The following is a 20,144-nucleotide window of genomic DNA, read 5'->3' on the forward strand; positions in this document are numbered from 1 at the left end:
AACCACTTTGCTACTCGCGTTACTCTTCGCGGCTAAATAGTGCTTCAATGAAGTCTTTAGATTCAAATGGACGCAGGTCATCAATACCTTCACCCACACCAATGTAGCGGATTGGAATCTGGAACTGGTCAGCAATTGAGAAAATCACACCACCTTTCGCCGTACCATCTAGCTTAGTCAATGTAATACCCGTGACCGGAGCCACTTCACTGAATAGTTTCGCTTGGCTGATAGCATTCTGACCCGTACCTGCATCTAGCGTTAGCATGATTTCGTGTGGTGCAGAGTCATCAATCTTCTTCATTACACGAACGATCTTGCGTAGCTCTTCCATCAGGTTGCTCTTATTCTGCAAACGACCCGCTGTATCGGCAATCACAACATCAACGCCACGCGCTTTCGCTGCTTCAATCGCATCGTAGATAACAGACGCACTGTCCGCACCAGTGTGCTGAGCGATAACTGGCACATCGTTACGCTGACCCCAAACCTGAAGCTGTTCAACCGCTGCTGCACGGAAGGTATCACCCGCAGCTAGCATCACTTTCTTGCCTTCATTTTGGAATTGTTTCGCCAACTTACCAATCGTAGTTGTCTTACCCACACCGTTCACACCAACCATTAAGATAACGTAAGGTGTTTTAGTGGTATCAACAACCAGTGGCTGTTCCACTTGACTTAAGATGTCTGCCATCTCTTCTTTGAGCAAACCATATAGAGCTTCGCCATCTTTTAAGTCATTGCGAGATGCTTTTTCTGTCAGGTTTTCAATGATCTTAACGGTAGTATTCATACCCACGTCAGCAATCAGAAGTTGTTCTTCTAGCTCTTCAAACAGATCTTCATCGATTTGCTTACCTTTGAATAGACCAAAGAAACCCGCACCGATGTTTGCTTTAGTACGACTTAGGCTGCGCTTAAGGCGAGCAAAGAAGCTTTCTGTCGGCTTCTCTTGTACTTCTTCAACCTTAGCTTGAGGAGCCACCACTTCTTCCTGCTCTGCTTCTGCTTCTGCTTCTGCTTCTGCTTCTGCTTCTGCTAGGACAGGTTGCTGCTCTTCTTGAGTCTCTTCAAGCGCTTGATCTGATTCAGCAAGCTCAGATTCAACTGACTGAGGTTCAGTTGGCTTAGCTACTTCAGCTTCAGCCTCGACTTGTGATTCAACTTCAGTTTGATCTTCAACGTTTTCTACGTTCGCTTCATTCTGAGTTTTTAGGCTTTGTTCTTCTTCACCAAAACCAAGCCACGATAATAATCCGCGCTTCTTTTTTTCCGTCATCAGAGGAGTTTCCTAGATCTACTAATTAGCTGTATTGACTTAATACACGTCGACTCTTTGCTATTGTTATACAATACAAGCTTGTACAAACGAATAGTAAAGAAAAATGACAAAGCAGTGATAAGTTTGCTTTTAGCTTGATACACTTTGTCATTGCAAATTTATTTAATACACAAACCCACTTAAATTGGGCTCGGTATAGTATCACTTTATTAGCGGTCAAAAAATCTATGGTAAGACGTCGCCAGCAAAACACATCACAAAAAAAGCCATCCGGAGGCTTTGTTCGAATTATTAGTGGCTCATGGAGAGGTAGAAAGCTACCAGTTCATGATTTAGAAGGATTACGCCCAACCATTGACCGAGTAAAAGAGACACTCTTTAACTGGGTGGCTCAAGATATCCCACATTCAACTTGCTTGGATGTATTTGCCGGTTCTGGCGGTCTAGGTTTTGAAGCAGCTTCTCGCCAAGCAAAAATGGTGACACTGCTCGAAATGAATCAAAAGGCAGCCAAACAGCTTTCTGATAACGCGAAAGAGCTCAAAGCAGACAACATCAATGTCGTGAATACTGATGCTATCTCTTTCCTTAAGAAACCGGGCACTCCTTACGATATGGTTTTCCTTGATCCACCATTTCGTAAAGGCTTACTGGCAGAAACAGTACAACTGCTTGAGAGTAACGGTTGGCTTGCAGACAATGCCATCATTTACGTCGAGACAGAAAAAGAACTGAAACTCGAAGCTATGCCAGAGAACTGGGAATTGCATCGCGACAAGACCACCGGACAGTCAAGCTACCGACTGTTCAATCGAATCACTGAAGAATAGGAGTTATTGAATGAAGTTCTTGCTTCCACTAGCAAAAGCAGCCATCGCCTTTGTTTGGTTTATCTTAATCGTAAATATTTTCTACCCGTTCCCGGGTAATGCTGCGATTGCGCTTTATATCATGACAGCATTCTTGTTCTTCATGCACGGCCTGCAGATGCTGATTTTCATCGGTGCATTCGGCGATAAGATCGAGATGTCACGTTGGGAGAAGTGGTCAATATTGATTTTCGGCGTCTTTGCCTTACTCGATATCCGACGCAAACACATGATGTAATCAAGCTTAAGCTCAGATATAAAACGCTTAGCTACAGAAAACATCATGACAGAAACAGTGAAACAAAAACGCCGCTCATTTGAGCGGCGTTTTTTTATTTACTGTGGTAACGACATTAAGCCATGTAGCCTTTCACACCATCTAGGAACATTTGCGTCGACAACATAACCAGCAACAAGCCCATCAAGCGTTCGATGGCTTTAAGGCCCCTCTCACCCAGCACTCGCAGGAAGAAACCATTAAACATCAGAATAAAGAAGGTAGCCCCCCAAGCCAGCATCACCGCGCCTGAAAGCTCTAACATATTGTCAGGGTGCTGAGTCGACAACAGAATCAATGCCGCAATAACTGAAGGGCCAGCAATCATTGGGATCGCCATCGGCACAATAAACGGTTCTTCACCCGCCGCAAGGCCGGTAATACTGCCCGCACTTGGGAAGATCATCTTAATCGCGATGATGAACAGAATAATACCGCCAGAGATACTCAAGGTTTCAGGCTGCACGTGCAGGAAGTTCATGATGCTTTGACCAGCAAACAAGAACAACAGCAGAATAATCAGCGCAAACATCAGTTCACGAACAAGAACAATACGGCGACGCTTCGGATCAATATGCTTAAGGATAGAGAGCACGATTGGTAGATTACCAAGCGGATCCATAATAAGAAACAGCATGGTCGCTGCAGATAAAATTTCCATAAGTTTGTCTCGAAAAGCGTAAGTGCGCGGAGTATAGCAGCCTCAACATTGATTTTCGAACGCAGTAATAAAAGGATTAACTTATGTAATTAGAAGGGAATTTTTCGAGAGCAAATAGAAAGGTAATTTAAAGAGTGGAACCGAAAACATCGCATCCACTCCTCTTAATCTATAAAAGCCAAAAGGCTCTAAAAACCAAGTCACTGGGAATTAGTGGTTACACACACGTTCGCGATTAGTGCAAAGCTTGTCATCAATAACTACGACCTTTTCCATCTTCAAGAAAAACTTCAGCAATCCATCTAAATCCAGGCCGTTCAGCTTACAGGTATGAAAGCGCGCTTCTGCGCCATAAGTTTGAGCAAGCTCCTGCGTCAACTCTTCGCGAGTCAGTGGCTTTTCACTCAGTAGGTTTAAAACGTTGTGTGCATGAATTTCGGTAGTCATAACTCTATCTCATGTTTAATGAAGTAGATGTAGAGTACCTACTTTCATCTGAGCTGCCTTGATGTAGCTCAGAGTTAAGCTAGCTCTACCCTAAATGGTAAGGGAAGCAACAATGAGAGCGTGAGCCAGAAAGTAACTGCCCGTCACCCAAAAGTAGGCACCCTTAATTGGGCTACGATAGAAATTTAGCGCGTATGCTAATGCCGAAAGCAGCAACACGGCACAACCAGCAAAGCCCACCGCATGCGACAGTTGAGGATCAAGCAACCAGAGTTCACCAGAAGCCCATGCAAGCTGAATAAGCACAATACCCATGATAACCACAGGAAAGACGAGTTTGTCTAAGCGAGGCAGTAATAAGAAGAAAGCAACGACACAAGCCGCCAACAGCAGCGCGAACAACCACCAGACCATTTCTCCTGATAGCTGTAACCAAAATGCTTTGCTGTAACAGAGCTGAGCCAACAAGAAGCAAACAAAATGCAGAGAACGTTTTTGAGTAACAGTATGCAAGACATCTGCGATCGCAGAAACCGCCAACCCAGCAACGACCCAATAGGTAAAATCAGCAACGACAGATTGAGTTAAAGCAATGGTCGCTAATAATACAAAGGTAAAAACCTTATACGATAAGGCCTGACCGATATGTCCATGTTTCGTTCCTGCTATTGCTCCGATACCAGACAAGGAAACCGCCAACCAACTCCACATACCATTTGCCCTATTGCTTTAAATCGTCGCCAGTCTAGGCACACGAGTGTTGATGTAAAGCCTCAGCGCCTCAAAGTTGGATCTTGATTACGCTTCCACTAAAAAGAGTCTCTTTAGATTGAAGTCGTAACAATTACTACCGTGACAATGGCCATTCGTTTAAAACTAGCGCGAATCATCATAAAACCCATTCAAACTGGCATTAGAGTCACCATACTTGAATTTTGGTCAATTCTAACCTATCAAACCCACCAAAACCGACCATATTCCGCCAAAAACCACACTTGAAAAATTAAAATAAAAACATTTAAAGCAAACAATAACAATAACTTAAATATATAAACTCAAGTTTAATAGGAAAATAAAAACACCAACCAACCCTAGACTTGTAAAGTAGCCAGTTTTCTTTTTTAAAGCCCAGTTTTGTCAGGTTATTTCAAGCCCCCGGTAAAAACCGCCACAAAAACCAAGCCGAAAATTTAAAAAACCAACCAAAACAAACCTCACCACCACCAACCCCCATTAATACAGTTTAACAACCTTTAACAATATAAATCACACATAACAACCATTATAAAACAGCAACTTAAAATAAATAAGAACAAACATGAATCACAACGAACAAAATAAGAACACACCAAAACACACAGTTAAACAGAGACAAACAAGCCAAAAACTAATAGTTTTCTACTACTTTTGGAGCTTTCGAAAGTAATTCTTGATCTAAACCTATAAGTGGGCTATTCTTTAAAACATAGCGAGAGACAACCAAATTTAGGAGTAGTGTTATGATTTCATCTTCGCAAAGACAAGGACTTGTAATGATCGCGGTAGTTGTAGGTCTAATGACACTACCGATGATGTACTAAGCAAGTTACAGATAAAAAAAGGGACGCCATGAGCGTCCCTTTTTTTGTTCAATTTTTTCACTTCGAAAACAGATGCAGTGTTAGCACATCCCAGTTCGCATAATAGAAACCTGCGGCAGCTAAAGTCATTGCCATCATCAGTAAAATCGCAACTCGCCAGATAAAACGACCACTACGTGGAGTCAGCTCCTTCTCACAGTCGTTACACATCATGATGAATTTATGTTGGTCTTCCAACTTAGCCTCATGTTCATTGACTACCTTGTTACGACACGTTGCGATATAACGCAGCTTACTCACCATATCGTGCGGTAACCTTTCTTCACAGCTTGTTACAAGCTCATGTAATCCTTCGCCTTCGGCATGATATTGAAGCCTCAATAATTTCTCTATATTGCGAGTTCTTGTCACCACTTTTTCAATATCGGTCATCTTGGCCCTCCCACTCCACACTATAATTCTAGTCGAGCATTTCCCTATTCTTATACAAAATCACTGTTATTTACGAGAGAAAGAGACAATAAATAACAATGCTTTATCCCAAACTGGCCATTAAATGTGATGTCTGCCGAAAAATAATCAGCTTGGCTTACAACAGTTCACGAATAACGGCTTTAAACACATATCCCTATTGCCTGAAAGACTAGAATAACCATCACGACTACATGGAGGTTATATGCCTAATTCACTCTTTTTTGCCATCTTTGCACTCGCTGCTCTAGCGGCTTGGGTATTTATTGGTTTCTATAGAAAACACTCGCAAGGTGAAAATGCGCCAGAGAAGAAAGTGAATGTCACGGTGTTAGACAAACAATCCATCGACCTTCCTGACGCAGAACCTGGCCAAGAAGATCAAGAGTACTGGATTTACGTTCAACGTGGTGTGGTTGGTCCGAAGCGAGAATTCCAAGTCGGCATCCACTACTTCCACGCCCTTAACCCGGGCGACAAAGGAACCTTAACCTACCAAGGCGATAAGTTCTTGCACTTTGCGTTGAAGCGCTAAACGTCAGCCGCTTCAACTGTCTCCCCTAAGCAATCCATCAGAAAGCCTTAGCACTCACCGCTAAGGCAATAACCAACGTGTTTTCTCTGACTTAGAGACCAACCAGCTCATCCATAACGCGCCAGCTCCGCTGATCACAATCCATAATGGAATAACCCAAGCTGGATGTCCTTGGTACCAACCGAACTCTTTCATTGGCCACAAGACAATAGGGTGCAGCAGGTATATACCTAAGCTGTGCTTACTGATAAAGCCAACTACTTGGTTACTCTTATCAGACAAGCCTTCACCATAGTAACGGCATACCATGAACACCATGCTCGCTGCTAATACGGTATTCAACGTCTTGTAAGATAACCAGCGCCCTACCGTGTACTCTTCTGCCACCAAGCTTGCATCAACCACCATGTAAACCGTGGTTAGTAACGCAAATCCACCCAGTAATACACTCACGCCAACTGTCATCTTGTTAAGTGGCACAATCTTATACAGCAAGTAACCCAATGGTAAGTAACCGGTGTACAACCACAACTCGTGACTCCAAGGGCCATCGATTTTCAGTAAGAACAGCAATGTTGTGAACAACCATACCGCCGTAAAGGCATAGACAGATCTATCACCGTACTTTCTGACCATGATCTGCAAGAACGGAATCACAAAGTAGAGCGGGATGAAGTAATAGAAGAAACCAAGGTGGTAATAGGTGTAATGATGGTAGCTATTAAGCAACACGTCCCAACTGACGTCGGCATCAAAGCCCATTGCCGACCAACCCGAAAGATAGGTATAGAAAAGCGACCAGACAATGAAAGGTATCAGTACCTTGCCCAGACGACGCTTGAGGTAGTATTTGGCGTCAAACGGGCGCTGGTCACTGAGCATCAGTGCGCCAGTAATCAAAATGAACACAGGTACTGCCCAGCGGCTGAAACCGTTTACCGTAATGGCAGTAAGCCATTCACCGAAAGGAATAGTGCCCAATTCATTGCGATAAGGCGCCAAAACATGAATCGCGATAACCGCTACGGCCGCGACACATCGTGCTAAATCAAAAAAGAGAATTCGCTGCTTCATGTAAATGCCTGATTAATATTCAATCATTCTACTATAGCAATAAAAAAGCTGACCGGAATAAATACCAAGTCAGCTTAGTGTTAAAGGAGATGCTTATCGCGAATTTAGCTCATACGACGCTAGCTTATGCGACTTGAGCTCTTACTCATGCGGCTGAAGCTTATGCCGCTGAGATTTGCGGTACTTTAGGTAAACGCAGAGAGATCACCGTCGTTATCGCTAAGAATGCGAAGGAAACCCACAGACACGCAGACAAACCTGCCATTTGGAATACCAAGCCCGACAATATCGTGCCAATCAAACGGCCCATCGCGTTTGCCATGTAATAGAAACCGACATCAAGAGAAACGCCATCGCCTTTCGCATAACTCACAATCAAATATGAGTGAAGTGATGAGTTCACCGCAAAGATGGCACCAAATACCATCAAACCACCCACGATAACGAGCTCTGGTTGCCAACCAATCTGTACTGCATAAGCGATAGCAGCAGTCACGATAGCCAGCGCACCTGCCCATAACAGCGCAGCATGGCCATCTGGCACCTTGCCTTGAGCTTTACCAGTAATCTTCGGCGCAATGCCCTGTACAAAGCCATAAGCGATAGTCCAAGCAGCTAAGAAACCACCAACCCATGAATGATCCCAACCAAACACACTGCCTAGGTAAATCGGCAAAGCAATCACAAACCACACATCACGGGCACCAAATAGGAACATACGCGCTGCAGATAGGATGTTGATGGATTCTGACTTAGAGAAGATCTGTTTGAATTTAGGCTTGGTTTTCGCTTTACCCATGTCCGCTTCTAAGCTCAACACACTGCCAACGAAGACTAAGGCCAACACGACTGCCATCGCAAGCACAGCGTATTGGAAGCCAATCATTGAAAGCAGCAAACCACCAATAAAGAAGCCTGCACCCTTCAGCGCATTCTTAGACCCAGTCAGAATCGCAATCCACTTATACAAAGCACCTTGCTGCTCATCCGGTACCAAGGTTTTGATTGAGCTCTTGGCACTCATCTTATTGAGATCTTTAGCGATACCTGACAAGGCCTGCGCTGCCATTACCCAAGGAATAGTCAACATAGCCGATGGCAATGCCAACATACCCAAGGCAAAGACTTGCATCCCGAGACCAATGTTCATGGTCTTATTGAGGCCAAGACGCGCCCCCAGCCAGCCACCGATTAGGTTCGTCACCACACCAAAGAATTCATAGAAAAGGAACAGTGAGGCGATCTCTAACGAACTGTAACCAAGGTCGTAGAAATACAGGACCACCAGCATACGAAGTGCACCATCGGTAATGGTGAAGTTCCAGTAGTTGAAAGTCACCAACATGTATTGGCGAACGCTCTTACTTAGATTTGAAAACATAATGCTATCTCTGCAATCAAAACAAAAAGAGCTTTTGGATCACGATAAGCTTAACACTCCAGATACCAAAAGCTCCTTGTCTAACACCGATGACTATTAGCTATTCGCTACGCCATTGATGTACTCAACCTGGATAGGTTTAGTGAAAGCACCTGGACGCAGTGCTTGAACTTCTTGAACGATCTTGTCGAGATCCCAGCCTTTTTCTAAAAGCAGATGAGCCGCGAACAAACCGGTACGACCTGAGCCGCCCATGCAGTGCATTGCTACCTTAGCGCCACTATCAACAATTTTGTGTAGATCTGGGCTTGCTGCAGACCATTTCGCCGCAAACTCAGCACCCGGAGCACAATCGTCTTCGATTTCGATTTGGAACCACTGCATGCCTAGCGCACGAGTTTTCTCGCCAAGTGCTGCCACGTCTTTGCTTGCTAGCTCTGCATCATCGAGCGCAGTCACAATAGCTTCAACGCCTTGCTCTTTCAGTTGTGCCAGAGATGCATCAAGATCAGCGTCTTTAGTACCTGGGCATGGAGTCAGAATCAGCGCGCCTTGTTCAAGGTCTAATTGCCATGTTGGGTGTGTCATAGTGTTATCTCCTAAGTGCTCAGGTTTATGCTAAGCCGACTGTACGTACTAACTCTGCGGTACGTGTCGCGTAACCCATTTCGTTGTCGTACCAAGCGTAGATCTTAACCATGCGCTTACCAACCAACATGGTAGACAGTGCATCTACGATTGTAGAGCGTTGGTCGCCTTTGTAGTCGATAGACACAAGTGGGCGCTCTTCAAAGCCAAGGATGCCTTTTAGCTCGTTCTCAGATGCTTCTTTCAACATCGCGTTCACTTCTTCTGCCGTCGTGTCTTGCTTCACTTCGAAGATGATGTCAGTCAGAGACGCGTTCGCTAGTGGTACACGAACTGCGTGGCCGTTGATGCGGTTTTCTAGCTCAGGGAAGATCTCAACAATCGCCTTCGCAGAGCCAGTTGTTGTTGGGATTAAGCTCATGCCACATGCACGTGCACGACGTAGATCTTTGTGCGGCGCATCTAGAATGGTTTGCGTGTTAGTTAGATCGTGAATCGTTGTAAATGACGCATTCTCTATACCAAGCTTCTCGTTGATCACTTTCACTACTGGAGCGATGCAGTTAGTGGTACAAGACGCAGCCGTCACAATTTTGTGTACTGCTGGTTCAAAAATGTTGTCGTTCACACCAACAACGATGTTTGCGATGCCTTCTTCTTTCACTGGCGCTGATACCACAACACGCTTCACGCCTTGCTCTAGGTATTTGTTTAGGAAAGAAGTCTTACGGTGAACACCGGTCGCTTCGATAACCACATCGCAGCCAGACCAATCGATCGCATCGATGTCGCGCTCTTGTGTGGTCTTGATGCGCTGGCCATTTATGATCATCTCATCGCCTTCTGCAGTTACTTCGTGGTGAAATCGACCTTGAACTGAATCGAACTCTAGAAGATGTGCTAACGTTGCGGTATCGCCCGCTACATCATTAATTTGTACAAACTCTAGCTCTGCCCAATCGAATGCTGCGCGAAGTGCTAGACGGCCGATGCGGCCAAAACCATTAATACCTACTTTAACTGTCATCGTATGCTCTCTCAGCTAGTGGGGAATCTAAAAATATTCAATTAAACGCAACATTGAGGGCGTGAAGTCATAGCTTCTAGGCGTTCAATGTCTTGTTGATATTCAGTTTTCAAACAGTTCGATGCGATAAGGTCATCAATTAACTTTAGCATCCAACCCGGTAAATCTTTGGACAAGCGGTAGAAAACCCATTGTCCTTGGCGAACGTCAGTCAAAATGCCGTTTGAGCGCAACTGCGCAAGGTGGCGTGAAACCTTTGGCTGACTTTCTTGTAATGCCTGAGTCAACTCACCAACAGAGAGGCACTCTTGGCGCACAATCATCATTAAGCAACGCACTCGCGTTTCATCAGACAGTAATTTAAAAAATTGGTGAGGAAGCATAACTACATACTCATATATGGATATGCGTATATATTAATTATAAAAAAACGCACGTCAAGGCGTGCGTTTCAATTGTCATAAAAGTTTAACGAAGAAACATCAGAGCTTGTTGGTCACGGTATGACTCCAACGGCGAGCTTCGGTAAGCTCCGTTTTTACCTGATCCACGCTTAATCCTAAATCAGCGCAGTGCTCATCAAGCTGTTGCCAATCGGCATGTTCAAAGCTCTCTTCAAGCGCGAGCAAGGTACCATATGGCCCTTCTCTACGTAGCAGAGCCACCTTGATACTTTTACACAAAGGCAGTTGCTCAACTAAATTCTCTAACGATAGATCGAGCAATGCATCCAACAATGAGAACAAACCAATCATAAAGGCTTGCTCAGTGTGCCCTTCAAATACCTGATAACGAGACATACGCTGACAAAATTGCGCTCGCTGTAAAGACAAGCCATACAACTCTTTCGGCTTTTTATCAGAGACATAAGACGCCACCGCCAGCGAAACAAACATTTTCAGCTTCTCTTGCCCCAAGTAAACCAAGGCCTGACGGAATGACGAAATAGTTACCTCAAGACGAGGCGACATTGTGTTCACAAAGCGCAGTAGCTTATAAGACAAAGCGACATCCTTCGCGACGATGCTCTCGACACGTTGGAAGTCGACATCCGGCTTACACACTTCTTGGAACAGCTCCATGGCAATCACTTGTTCAGGGCTGATGTACTTGGTCTTGATGATTTCCGGTTTACTAAAGAAATAGCCTTGGAAGAACTTAAAGCCCGCCTCTTTGGCTTGCTGGAATTCTTGTTCGGTTTCGACTCGTTCAGCAAGAAAGCTAAACTTTTTCCCTTGATGAGCTTTTACCAAATCACACGCCTCATCCAAGCCCATCTGCATGATATCGAGCTTAACAATATGTGTGTATTTAAGGAAACGCTCCCATTCTGGCGTCGAAGTAAAGTCATCTAGAGCAATCATGTACCCCGCTTGGTATAGCTCTTTAACGGCTTCTAATAATTCGTTGGTCGGTTGGCAGGTTTCGAGGATCTCAACCACAACCTTATCTTTCGGCAAGCTCAAAGGCAACCGACGAATCAAGCTTTGATACGGGAAGTTAATAAAGCAACGTGAAGATGGGATCGACGGGTTAAGACCAACCGACAAGAAATTCTCAACAATCAGACGATACGTTGCTCTGTTAGACTCTATATGCGCTGGATAGGCATTCCTTTCTCCGTCACGAAACAGCAGCTCATAACCAAGTGTGTTCTTGTTACGGTTTAAGATAGGTTGTCGAGCAACGTACGTAGCGGTCATTTCTTGATAACTCTAATTGATTTAACTATAACTCTATTGCTTTCACTAGGCTTTAGCGGCAGCCAGCAATGCGCCGCAGCCCATGAACATACCACCAAAGATTTTATTTATCTTACCCATTATGCGATCTGAACGAATAAAACGTCCCATTTGTGAAGCTAATGAGGTATAGCCCAACATAACAACGCTATCAATGAATACCGTCGTCACACCTAGCACTAATAACTGCGGTGCTTGTGGTTGTGTGGGATCGATAAATTGAGGAAACAAAGCCACCAAAAATACGATAGATTTTGGGTTGGTAAGGTTAATCAGCACCGCATTTCTAAGCAGCTTGCCACTCGATAGCGTCGAGTTTTCTTGTGAGGCCACTAAGCTAGAGTTGTCACGCCACTTTTGAATACCCAACCAAAGAAGGTAAACCACGCCCACCCATTTGATGATAGTGAATGCCAACGCAGATTGAGCGACTAATGCGCCAATACCCGCGCCCACCAGCATTATGTGGAATGCAAGACCGAGCTGTAAGCCTGCGATCGACGCGAGCGACTTCTTGGTACCATAACTTAGTCCATTGCTGATTGAGTTAACGGTACCTGAACCCGGAGCCAAACTAAACAATATCGCCGTGACGACATAAGCAAGCCAAACATGAGTATCCATTTGCATTTCCTTACTAGTTCTTTAATCTAACAACATTAGTAGCGATAAAGCTCTCACATGCACCAGTTCAGGTAATTTCCCATGGAAAACCACAGCGTCGCCCCGTTTTCTTACACGCAAGAACCTCAGTTCGAGCAAGCGATTAAACACCCGATCCCCACTCTTTGGCAACAACGAAAAGATGGGTATGTAACATCATCCGGTAAAAAGAAGCTGTACTGGTGTAGCCTAACCTCACCGACTCATACCAAAGCCATCGTTATTTCAAATGGCCGTATCGAGTGCTGCCTAAAATACCAAGAACTCTTTTATGATTTCTATCAACAAGGCTATGACGTTTATTCATTTGACCACCAAGGTCAAGGTCAGTCGGAACGTATGGTAACAGACTCTGACATTGGTCACATTCATGAGTTCGATGATTATGCATCAGACATGTCTGACATCATTGCCAGTTTTGACTTAAGTAAATATACCGAGCGTTATCTTCTTGCGCATTCAATGGGCAGTACCATCGCGACTCGCTATCTACAGACTCATCCGGATCACCCGTTTGATAAGGTAACCCTGTGTGCGCCGATGTTTGGCATCAACACTGAATGGTACCTAAAACCTATCGCGATGGTTGTTGGACAAGTGCTTACCGCGTATCACGCTAAACCAACTTATGCGCCAGGCCAACAAGCGTATTACTCAAAACCTTTCGAAAACAACTTACTGAGCCACAGCAAGGTTCGCTATCAGTGGTTCCGCCGTTTGTATGACGAGTCACCCTCTTTGCAGGTAGGCGGACCGAGCACACGCTGGGTGTGGCAAGGGTTAATGGCAGCCAAGCAGGCCATCCAACAAACTCGCCAAATCAAAATCCCACTGCTTTTGATTCAAGCAGGGGAAGAGAAGATTGTCAGCAACAGTGCCCAAGTAAAGTTCATCTCTAAACTGAAGAAAACGAACTCTAATTGCCAGTTTAAGTTGATTGAAGGTTCTAGGCATGAAGTGTTGTTTGAGCAAGATGAATACCGCAATCAAACACTGGATGCGATCAATCAGTTTTTTTCCCAGAGCTAACACGCTAAGCAACCTACCAAGAAGATATGTGCTAAAGAGGAAGAGAAGTAAGTGAGCTTTGCCCTCTTTTCTTGCGTGAATTTGGCATACAATTTCTAGATAGAGATATTGTATTTCAAAGGGCGCTAGCATTGGCTGGTGTCGATATTGGTTAAGCATTTTGCAATGAGGGTTAAATGACTATTCCTGCACTTAAAGATTCCGTGAAAATCGTTGCCTCTGATTTAGATGGTACGCTTCTGGCTCCCAACCATCAGTTAAGCGATTTTACCAAGCTGACACTCAAGAAGTTACACGACCAAGGTTACACCTTTATCTTCGCGACGGGTCGCCACCATGTCGATGTTGCGGGTATTCGAGAGATTGCTGGTATTCCGGCCTACATGATCACTTCAAACGGTGCGCGCGTACACGACCAAAATGATCAGCTAATGTATAGCCAGAACGTGCCTCAGGATTTAGTTCAGCCTGTTATTGATGTGGTTCGCCAAGATCCAAACATCTTCATTCACATGTACCAAAATGAAGATTGGTTGCTGGATCGTGAAGATGAAATGCTGGCTAAGTTCCACAGTGAGTCTGGCTTTAGCTACAAGCGATTTGAAGCTGACAACGCGCCGAGTGATGGCATTGCGAAAGTTTTCTTCACACACCCAGAACAAGACCATGAATACCTAGTGACGTTTGAACAAAAGCTAAGAGACATGTTTGGCGACAAACTGAACATCGCTTTCTCAACACCTTGGTGTCTAGAAGTGATGGCAGCAGAAGTATCGAAAGGCCATGCGTTAGACGCGGTTGCGAAATCACTGAACCTGACTCTTGATAACTGCATCGCCTTTGGTGATGGTATGAATGATGCTGAGATGCTAGCTATGGCGGGTAAAGGCCTGATCATGGGCACATCACACGAGAAAGTGATGAAAGCTCTGCCAGACAATGAAGTGATTGGCAGCAACGCAGACGACGCCGTTGCTCACTACTTAGAAAAACACCTACTCTAAGCAGTCCCAATAAAAACATAAAGGCAGCCAATGGCTGCCTTTTTTGAACCTTACGCTAAAAGCTTCCTCTAAGGTTAGCGAGAACCGAGTACTTCTTTGCTTAAGATGGCCTGCCACTCCTGTTCAGTAACAGGCATGATGGACAAGCGATTACCGCGCTTCACCAATGGCATTTCTGATAGCTCTGGCATAGCTTTCAATGTTGCTAAGGGAATCAAACGCTCAGTCACTCGTACAAACTCGACATCCACCATAATCCAGCGAGGATTATCAGGAGAAGATTTAGGATCGTAGTAATCACTCTCGGGATCGAATTGAAAATGATCTGGGTAGGCTTCTCTGGTTACTTTTGCGATCCCTGCTACGCCAACTTTTTTACATGATGAGTGGTATATCATCACCAAGTCTCCAAGCTTGACATCATCACGCATCATGTTTCGAGCCTGATAGTTGCGTACACCCTCCCAACAAGAGGTTTTTTGTACTCTAAGAGTCTGAATAGAAAAGGTGTCGGGTTCTGTTTTAAATAACCAATATGCCATAATAAATCCAATTAACGGTTGCTCCGAGGAAGATATAACATGAAGGTAATGAAAAACCCAGTGACATGGCTAGTCGCATTCGCGCTACAAGGTTGTGTAACGGCGCCAGATACACCGCAACAATCTGAAGTTCCACCAGCAACCTTGGATGAGCCACTGAGCATTCAACCGCAAACCTTCATCATGCGTGGTCAGGTTGTGGTTGGCCACGAAAGCCGAACCTTCACCCCTTGCGGTAGCCAACAACAATACTGGTTAGATTTAACACCAGAACTCGCATTAGAAGCGCAAGGGCTCTCAGCGAGACCTTACCAAGCCTTATACGGCGAGCTGATTGGTCATCTAACCGTACCGAGCCAAACAGGGTATAACGCAGATTTCACGGCACGTTTCGTGGTTGATCAAGTGAATATCCTAACCGCAGAAAACCCTGATCGTTGTGACCAACCCTTGCGTTCAACACGTGTATTCGGCAATGAACCTTTCTGGTCAGCAAGCTTCGATAAAGACCAGCTCAAATACACTAAGATGGGCGAACAGCCACAGATCCTCGATATTGAATCAAGCCGCACCACACCAAGCAGTCGTGATTACCAATTAGAAGGTAAAGCAGCGCAAGGCAAACTCAACCTTACAAAAGAGAGTTGCAGCGACGGCATGAGCGATTCGATCTATGGCTGGGAAGCGAAACTCAACCTTAATGACAACAAATACAACGGTTGTGCAACAGTATCTAACCAAGATCCAACTCTGGACTGGAGCGGACTCTACTTCGCAAGCTCAACACAAAACTCTGGGTTCTCAATTAACCTAGAGCTCAACGATGACCACAGCGCGATCACGACTTACTCTTACAGCAATGGCGATCCTTCGATTGTTGAACAAGGCTTCTGGCAGCAACTCAACCAAAATCAGGTTCAAGTTGTGATGACTCGCCACCAGCAGCAATACCTGATCTCAGAGCGTATCTTCACGCTCGATAACGGCAAACTGGTCGCTGAAAAAGAAAAAGTGGGCAACGTTGTCTACCCGATTGCCAATGGCGGTCTAGTGCTATTTGAGGCCAAGAGTGAACAAGCACAAATGAACACGACCAAGGCCGTGGATCTAACCGCAAAGCAGGTTAACTCAAGTGATCAACTTGATCCAAAAGTCGACCAAGCGATCCGCGAGTATTTTAAGATCAACAACAGCTCACCAGACGATACTAAGTACCGCTGGCTGACCTACGACCTCAATGGCGACGGTAAAGAAGAGCTGTTCGCCCAACTCGATTGGTGTGGTTCTGGTGGCTGTACACTGCTGATTTTCGAAAACCATCAAGATAATTGGCGCTTCAATAGCCGAGTGACACTAGTTAAGGGCGACATACGCTTAGGTAAATCACAAAACCACGGCTGGCAAGATCTGGTCTTCAATGTCAGCGGCGGCGGTGCAACACCAGCGAAACACACATTGTCATACTCTGGTGTGAGCTACCCACTCAACCCAAGTGTTGCTCCAATTGCAGATGATGCTGACATCAGCGATGTGGTTTTGTTTGCTGATGGTGTCTCACCTGCACAAAGTGGGGTTAAGCTGTAAACATGAGTAACCTACAAGCTTGCCCTGGTTGTGGCTTCACTCACCAATGTATTTGTCACCTGATACCGAGTGTCGAAAGCCAAATCGATCTTGTACTGCTCACTCATGAGAATGAACTGTCGCGCGATACCAATACCGGAAAGCTGCTTCAGCAATCCCTTGATCAGTGTCGGTCCCTTGTATGGCAAAGGAAAACACCACCAGCGGAGCTAATGGCGCTGCTTGACGATGAAACACGGCAACCGTTTCTGTTATTCCCAAGTGATAAAAGTATCGAGTGCCAGCAAGCTGTGATGACCCAAGCCCTGAGTCGTAAACCGCTATTCATCATCTTAGATGGCACATGGCAAGAAGCGAAGAAGATGCTTAACAAGAGCTCATGGTTACAAGCCGTTCCACAAGTTCACCTCGACATCATTAGCGTATCTTCATACACCTTGCGCCGTAATCAAGACAGTGGCCACTTGTGTACTTGCGAGGTGGGCGTTGAGTTACTCAAGTCTTTAGGTGAGGGTGAACCTGCCAAACTCATTGATGACTACTACCAACAGTATCTAAAGGTATTCCATGCCGACAAGTGTGGCCATGCCCTCAAATAGACCAAATAGGCGCGCGGGAAGGCAATAAACAAATTTCAGGACGGGACAGATACTAAAAACAAAAAGGGTGAGCCATAAGCTCACCCTTTTTACATCGGACTTTAATCTATTGAACCATTTAGTGTTTCACGTGAAACGCACACTCTGGCTGTTCGTTGAAAAGAGATTTTACTCTCCCTATCAGAATAAGCGTTGAGGCTGACCAAAGTAGTAACCTTGCAGGTAATCGACACCCATATCCTCTGCGATTCGACACACCTGTTCATTATGTACGAACTCCGCCACCGTCTTAGCATTCAGAATCTGACATAAGCTCACCAGCTGTTGCGCTATCTTACGTTGCTTTTTATCCGTATCGATATTGCGAATTAGACTACCATCAAGCTTTATGACTTGTGGTTCTAGCTTCAATATCTCATCAATGTTCGAATAGCCTGAACCAAAGTCATCGACAATAATATTCACACCAAGATCACGGAAGTGGTTACACACCTCAATCAAGCGACCGTAATCCTGAATTTGTTCCGTTTCCAGCACTTCTAAACCAATACGCTGTGGGTGACTGATTTTCTTGATGGCTTGTTCAAGATGAAGAATGGTTTTCTCATTGCTGAAATCTTGTGGCGCTAAATTAATTGAGAACGAATCGGTTCGCTGACTCATAAAATCAAAGGTACGCGTTATCATCTGACGACTGAGGCGTGTATAGAGGTGCGTTCCTTCTATGATTGGCAAAAACTTACCCGGTGCAATCAACTGACCGTCTTCTTCAATTCGAACCAAGCACTCGTAGCTCTCTACCTGATGGCTATGCGCCGAAACAATCGGTTGAGAACACGCCACAATATTCTGATTAAGCACAGCACGACTCACGCACGACAACCAACCAAGTTGTTCTTGGCGATGCTTCTCCAGTTGAATTAACGTCTTAGCACTCACTAAGTGTTTATTCTGGCTGACGGCACTGCGCCTCGCATCAATCGCCTTCAATAATAAGTCATCAATAGAGGTCGTTGGGAAATCTCGACGGCTAGCAATACCCGCACAGATAGACACCGACAAGTAATCAATATCGGGTAAACCTGTAGGTTCGAAATTTACATGCTCGGTTTGATCGGCAAACTCCGAGAATCGCTGATGAATATGTTCTTGGCTCGCCCAGCTATCGAACACCACTGCCCACTCACCAATACCGATACTGTAGAGCTGACATCCCTCATCAAAGAACTGCCACAGCGCCTTTTGAAAATACTCACTCAAGTCATGCAGAAGCTTGTCACCCACTCGATAGCCGTACTTTTCATTGATCTGACCAAAGGTCGTGACCTTCAAAGCTAACAAGTGGCTATCACTGCTCATCTTCGACAGCTTCTCACGCAATACACTTCGATTAGGCAAGCCAGTACGGTGATCAATTCGGTAGCTCGCCGTTAATGCGGTAGCTTGTTGCTGAATCTTACTCGCCATGCTGTTGTTCATGTCATCGACATCAAGCAGTGCATTTCGGATCAATGAAAACAGAGGGGATATATTGGTCGCGGGTTGTGTATCTAATGGCAATACTACCTTACCCTCGCCTTCTCTTAATGCGAGGTAAGTGAGGCTATGGTGCAAGATTCGCTGTTGATCATTCTCTTGATAGAGTTCTCCCATGCAGTACACGCCATAGCTGTCGGCCAGCTTCTGGAAAACCTCAACCTCTTGGTTGCCATCAATAAAGTCGATGCGAGAGATACAGTTATAGATAAAAAACTGTTCCGGCTTATGAGAGGCAAGCTGTTGAACCCCCAGTCGGACCTGCTCCAGGGTCAATGAGGGATGGTCATAACAAAACCGGACCTCATCACCCACTTGGAATTGGCCACTGAACTCTATCTCTCCATATTCCGTCACCTTGAGCGGTAAGTGAATCCTTTGCTCTTTCGGATCACCAACCATCAAAGGAAAATTATGCAGTTGCTCAAAAGGCAATTCAAGGCCATCAGCGAGGTAACGATTGTAGAGCTCACGAACAGGTATACCATCCAATTCAACCAACCAGTTATCTTGGGCTCCTGTCACTCGGAAAGTCCGGCCAATAGGGTTCCATTCAGTGAAATAACCTTTAGTGATGGATAGCTCTGCACTGTGCAGCGCCAACATCACATAGGCATTTTCATAGCAAATACCGTTTAGCATCACCCATCGTCCATTATCTGTGATGGTCGATGCACCACCACAGATAGGTAATAAATATCTCGACTGCTCAAACGCTGAAAATAGAACTCGGTTATTTATCTGCAAGCGGTCTGCGAAACAGATGATGCTTTGAGTATTATCATTGCACTCAAGCTGTTGCCACATAGCGTGGCTATCGACCAATGGTTGCTCGCTATATTCGACAACACCACAAGAGTAAGACGTCGCGTCAAAACGGGTAACAATCAGATAAAGACCTTGGTGCAGGATGACGCCTTGGCTGATGTAGTGGTTAGCACTGCAACCAATCAGTTTGGCATTGGGGAAAGTCGATTGAATCACTTGGCAGGCAGCCGCAACAGAACCCTTCTCGAAAGACGAAAACACCTGAATTAGTAGGCTTTCGTGTTGATGAAAATCTATCTTTTCCAATTCACGTTGGGTTTGCTCAATGTCTTGTATCAGGAGAGAAGTCGACTGCATATTCACATTAATCGCTAGGTTAATGATTTGTTATTGTGCTTATTATAGATAAGGCTTGCACGGAATACTTACAATCGTCTTATAAATAATGTGACGTTAGTTAGACATCACTTATTCCACCACAAAGC

The 20,144-nt window shown here is 45.0% G+C and carries 21 protein-coding genes; 7 read left to right on the forward strand and 14 right to left on the reverse strand.

What is annotated here, in order from left to right:
- Positions 1-19: 19 nt before the first annotated feature.
- Positions 20-1,279 (reverse strand): signal recognition particle-docking protein FtsY, encoded by a 1,260-nt coding sequence (ftsY, locus tag FTW16_RS01220; RefSeq protein ID WP_146489782.1) that lies wholly within the window; start codon positions 1,277-1,279, stop codon positions 20-22.
- 230 nt (positions 1,280-1,509) lie between these two features.
- Between ftsY and rsmD the strand changes: the two genes are divergently transcribed.
- Together rsmD and FTW16_RS01230 are read left to right on the forward strand one after the other, a co-directional pair.
- On the forward strand, positions 1,510-2,112 hold the full coding sequence (gene rsmD, locus FTW16_RS01225; protein WP_017061036.1) for a 16S rRNA (guanine(966)-N(2))-methyltransferase RsmD: 603 nt from the start codon (positions 1,510-1,512) through the stop codon (positions 2,110-2,112).
- 10 nt (positions 2,113-2,122) lie between these two features.
- A complete protein-coding gene (locus FTW16_RS01230) occupies positions 2,123-2,389 on the forward strand; it encodes a DUF1145 domain-containing protein (protein ID WP_016784000.1) in 267 nt (88 codons plus the stop codon).
- Positions 2,390-2,504: 115 nt separating this feature from the next.
- On the opposite strand, the gene FTW16_RS01235 is transcribed toward FTW16_RS01230, so the two are convergent.
- The 4 genes from FTW16_RS01235 to FTW16_RS01255 form a co-directional block, all read right to left on the reverse strand.
- Complete coding sequence (locus FTW16_RS01235; RefSeq protein WP_146489783.1) at positions 2,505-3,089, reverse strand: YhgN family NAAT transporter; 585 nt, start codon at positions 3,087-3,089, stop codon at positions 2,505-2,507.
- Positions 3,090-3,299: 210 nt separating this feature from the next.
- Positions 3,300-3,536, reverse strand: coding sequence for a YecH family metal-binding protein (locus FTW16_RS01240; RefSeq protein ID WP_017061034.1), 237 nt, complete (start codon positions 3,534-3,536; stop codon positions 3,300-3,302).
- Positions 3,537-3,626: 90 nt separating this feature from the next.
- Positions 3,627-4,247 carry a lysoplasmalogenase gene (locus FTW16_RS01245; protein WP_146489784.1) on the reverse strand — a complete coding sequence of 207 codons (621 nt, stop codon included), beginning with the start codon at positions 4,245-4,247 and terminating at the stop codon, positions 3,627-3,629.
- Positions 4,248-5,173: 926 nt separating this feature from the next.
- A complete protein-coding gene (locus FTW16_RS01255) occupies positions 5,174-5,548 on the reverse strand; it encodes a hypothetical protein (protein ID WP_004736595.1) in 375 nt (124 codons plus the stop codon).
- Between the two features lie 244 nt (positions 5,549-5,792).
- Here FTW16_RS01255 and FTW16_RS01260 point away from each other — a divergent pair, with 244 nt between their 5' ends.
- Positions 5,793-6,122, forward strand: coding sequence for a DUF2500 domain-containing protein (locus FTW16_RS01260; protein ID WP_017061032.1), 330 nt, complete (start codon positions 5,793-5,795; stop codon positions 6,120-6,122).
- Between the two features lie 60 nt (positions 6,123-6,182).
- Here FTW16_RS01260 and FTW16_RS01265 read toward each other — a convergent pair whose 3' ends face one another.
- The 7 genes from FTW16_RS01265 to rhtB all read right to left on the reverse strand — a co-directional run bounded on the left by FTW16_RS01265 (position 6,183) and on the right by rhtB (position 12,558).
- Positions 6,183-7,196: an acyltransferase gene (locus tag FTW16_RS01265; protein ID WP_146489785.1), complete on the reverse strand. Its 1,014-nt coding sequence runs from the start codon at positions 7,194-7,196 to the stop codon at positions 6,183-6,185.
- A 160-nt stretch (positions 7,197-7,356) separates the two neighbouring features.
- A complete protein-coding gene (arsJ, locus tag FTW16_RS01270; protein WP_146489786.1) occupies positions 7,357-8,577 on the reverse strand; it encodes an organoarsenical effux MFS transporter ArsJ in 1,221 nt (406 codons plus the stop codon).
- A 96-nt stretch (positions 8,578-8,673) separates the two neighbouring features.
- Positions 8,674-9,165, reverse strand: a complete 492-nt coding sequence (locus FTW16_RS01275) for a cyclin-dependent kinase inhibitor 3 family protein (protein ID WP_146489787.1) — start codon at positions 9,163-9,165, stop codon at positions 8,674-8,676.
- A 25-nt stretch (positions 9,166-9,190) separates the two neighbouring features.
- Complete coding sequence (locus FTW16_RS01280) at positions 9,191-10,192, reverse strand: ArsJ-associated glyceraldehyde-3-phosphate dehydrogenase (protein WP_146489788.1); 1,002 nt, start codon at positions 10,190-10,192, stop codon at positions 9,191-9,193.
- Between the two features lie 41 nt (positions 10,193-10,233).
- Entirely contained in the window at positions 10,234-10,575 is a 342-nt protein-coding gene (locus tag FTW16_RS01285) for an ArsR/SmtB family transcription factor (protein WP_146489789.1), read from the reverse strand.
- A gap of 99 nt (positions 10,576-10,674) precedes the next feature.
- Positions 10,675-11,895 (reverse strand): EAL and HDOD domain-containing protein, encoded by a 1,221-nt coding sequence (locus FTW16_RS01290; protein ID WP_146489790.1) that lies wholly within the window; start codon positions 11,893-11,895, stop codon positions 10,675-10,677.
- 45 nt (positions 11,896-11,940) lie between these two features.
- Entirely contained in the window at positions 11,941-12,558 is a 618-nt protein-coding gene (gene rhtB, locus FTW16_RS01295; protein ID WP_048610767.1) for a homoserine/homoserine lactone efflux protein, read from the reverse strand.
- 81 nt (positions 12,559-12,639) lie between these two features.
- On the opposite strand from rhtB, the gene FTW16_RS01300 reads away from it, so the two are divergent.
- Positions 12,640-13,626: an alpha/beta fold hydrolase gene (locus FTW16_RS01300; RefSeq protein ID WP_146489791.1), complete on the forward strand. Its 987-nt coding sequence runs from the start codon at positions 12,640-12,642 to the stop codon at positions 13,624-13,626.
- Positions 13,627-13,802: 176 nt separating this feature from the next.
- Positions 13,803-14,630, forward strand: a complete 828-nt coding sequence (locus FTW16_RS01305) for a Cof-type HAD-IIB family hydrolase (RefSeq protein ID WP_146489792.1) — start codon at positions 13,803-13,805, stop codon at positions 14,628-14,630.
- 74 nt (positions 14,631-14,704) lie between these two features.
- Here the strand turns inward: FTW16_RS01305 and FTW16_RS01310 are convergent, their stop codons facing one another.
- On the reverse strand, positions 14,705-15,172 hold the full coding sequence (locus FTW16_RS01310; protein ID WP_017633148.1) for an EVE domain-containing protein: 468 nt from the start codon (positions 15,170-15,172) through the stop codon (positions 14,705-14,707).
- Between the two features lie 39 nt (positions 15,173-15,211).
- Here FTW16_RS01310 and FTW16_RS01315 point away from each other — a divergent pair, with 39 nt between their 5' ends.
- Positions 15,212-16,756, forward strand: a complete 1,545-nt coding sequence (locus FTW16_RS01315; protein ID WP_146489793.1) for a COG3650 family protein — start codon at positions 15,212-15,214, stop codon at positions 16,754-16,756.
- Between the two features lie 2 nt (positions 16,757-16,758).
- Positions 16,759-17,355: a tRNA-uridine aminocarboxypropyltransferase gene (locus FTW16_RS01320; protein WP_146489794.1), complete on the forward strand. Its 597-nt coding sequence runs from the start codon at positions 16,759-16,761 to the stop codon at positions 17,353-17,355.
- A gap of 180 nt (positions 17,356-17,535) precedes the next feature.
- On the opposite strand, the gene FTW16_RS01325 is transcribed toward FTW16_RS01320, so the two are convergent.
- A complete protein-coding gene (locus FTW16_RS01325) occupies positions 17,536-20,016 on the reverse strand; it encodes an EAL domain-containing protein (RefSeq protein ID WP_146489795.1) in 2,481 nt (826 codons plus the stop codon).
- Positions 20,017-20,144 lie beyond the last annotated feature (128 nt).

Source organism: Vibrio sp. T20 (assembly GCF_007858795.1).
In the GTDB taxonomy this organism is placed as follows: Bacteria; Pseudomonadota; Gammaproteobacteria; order Enterobacterales; family Vibrionaceae; genus Vibrio; species Vibrio satsumensis.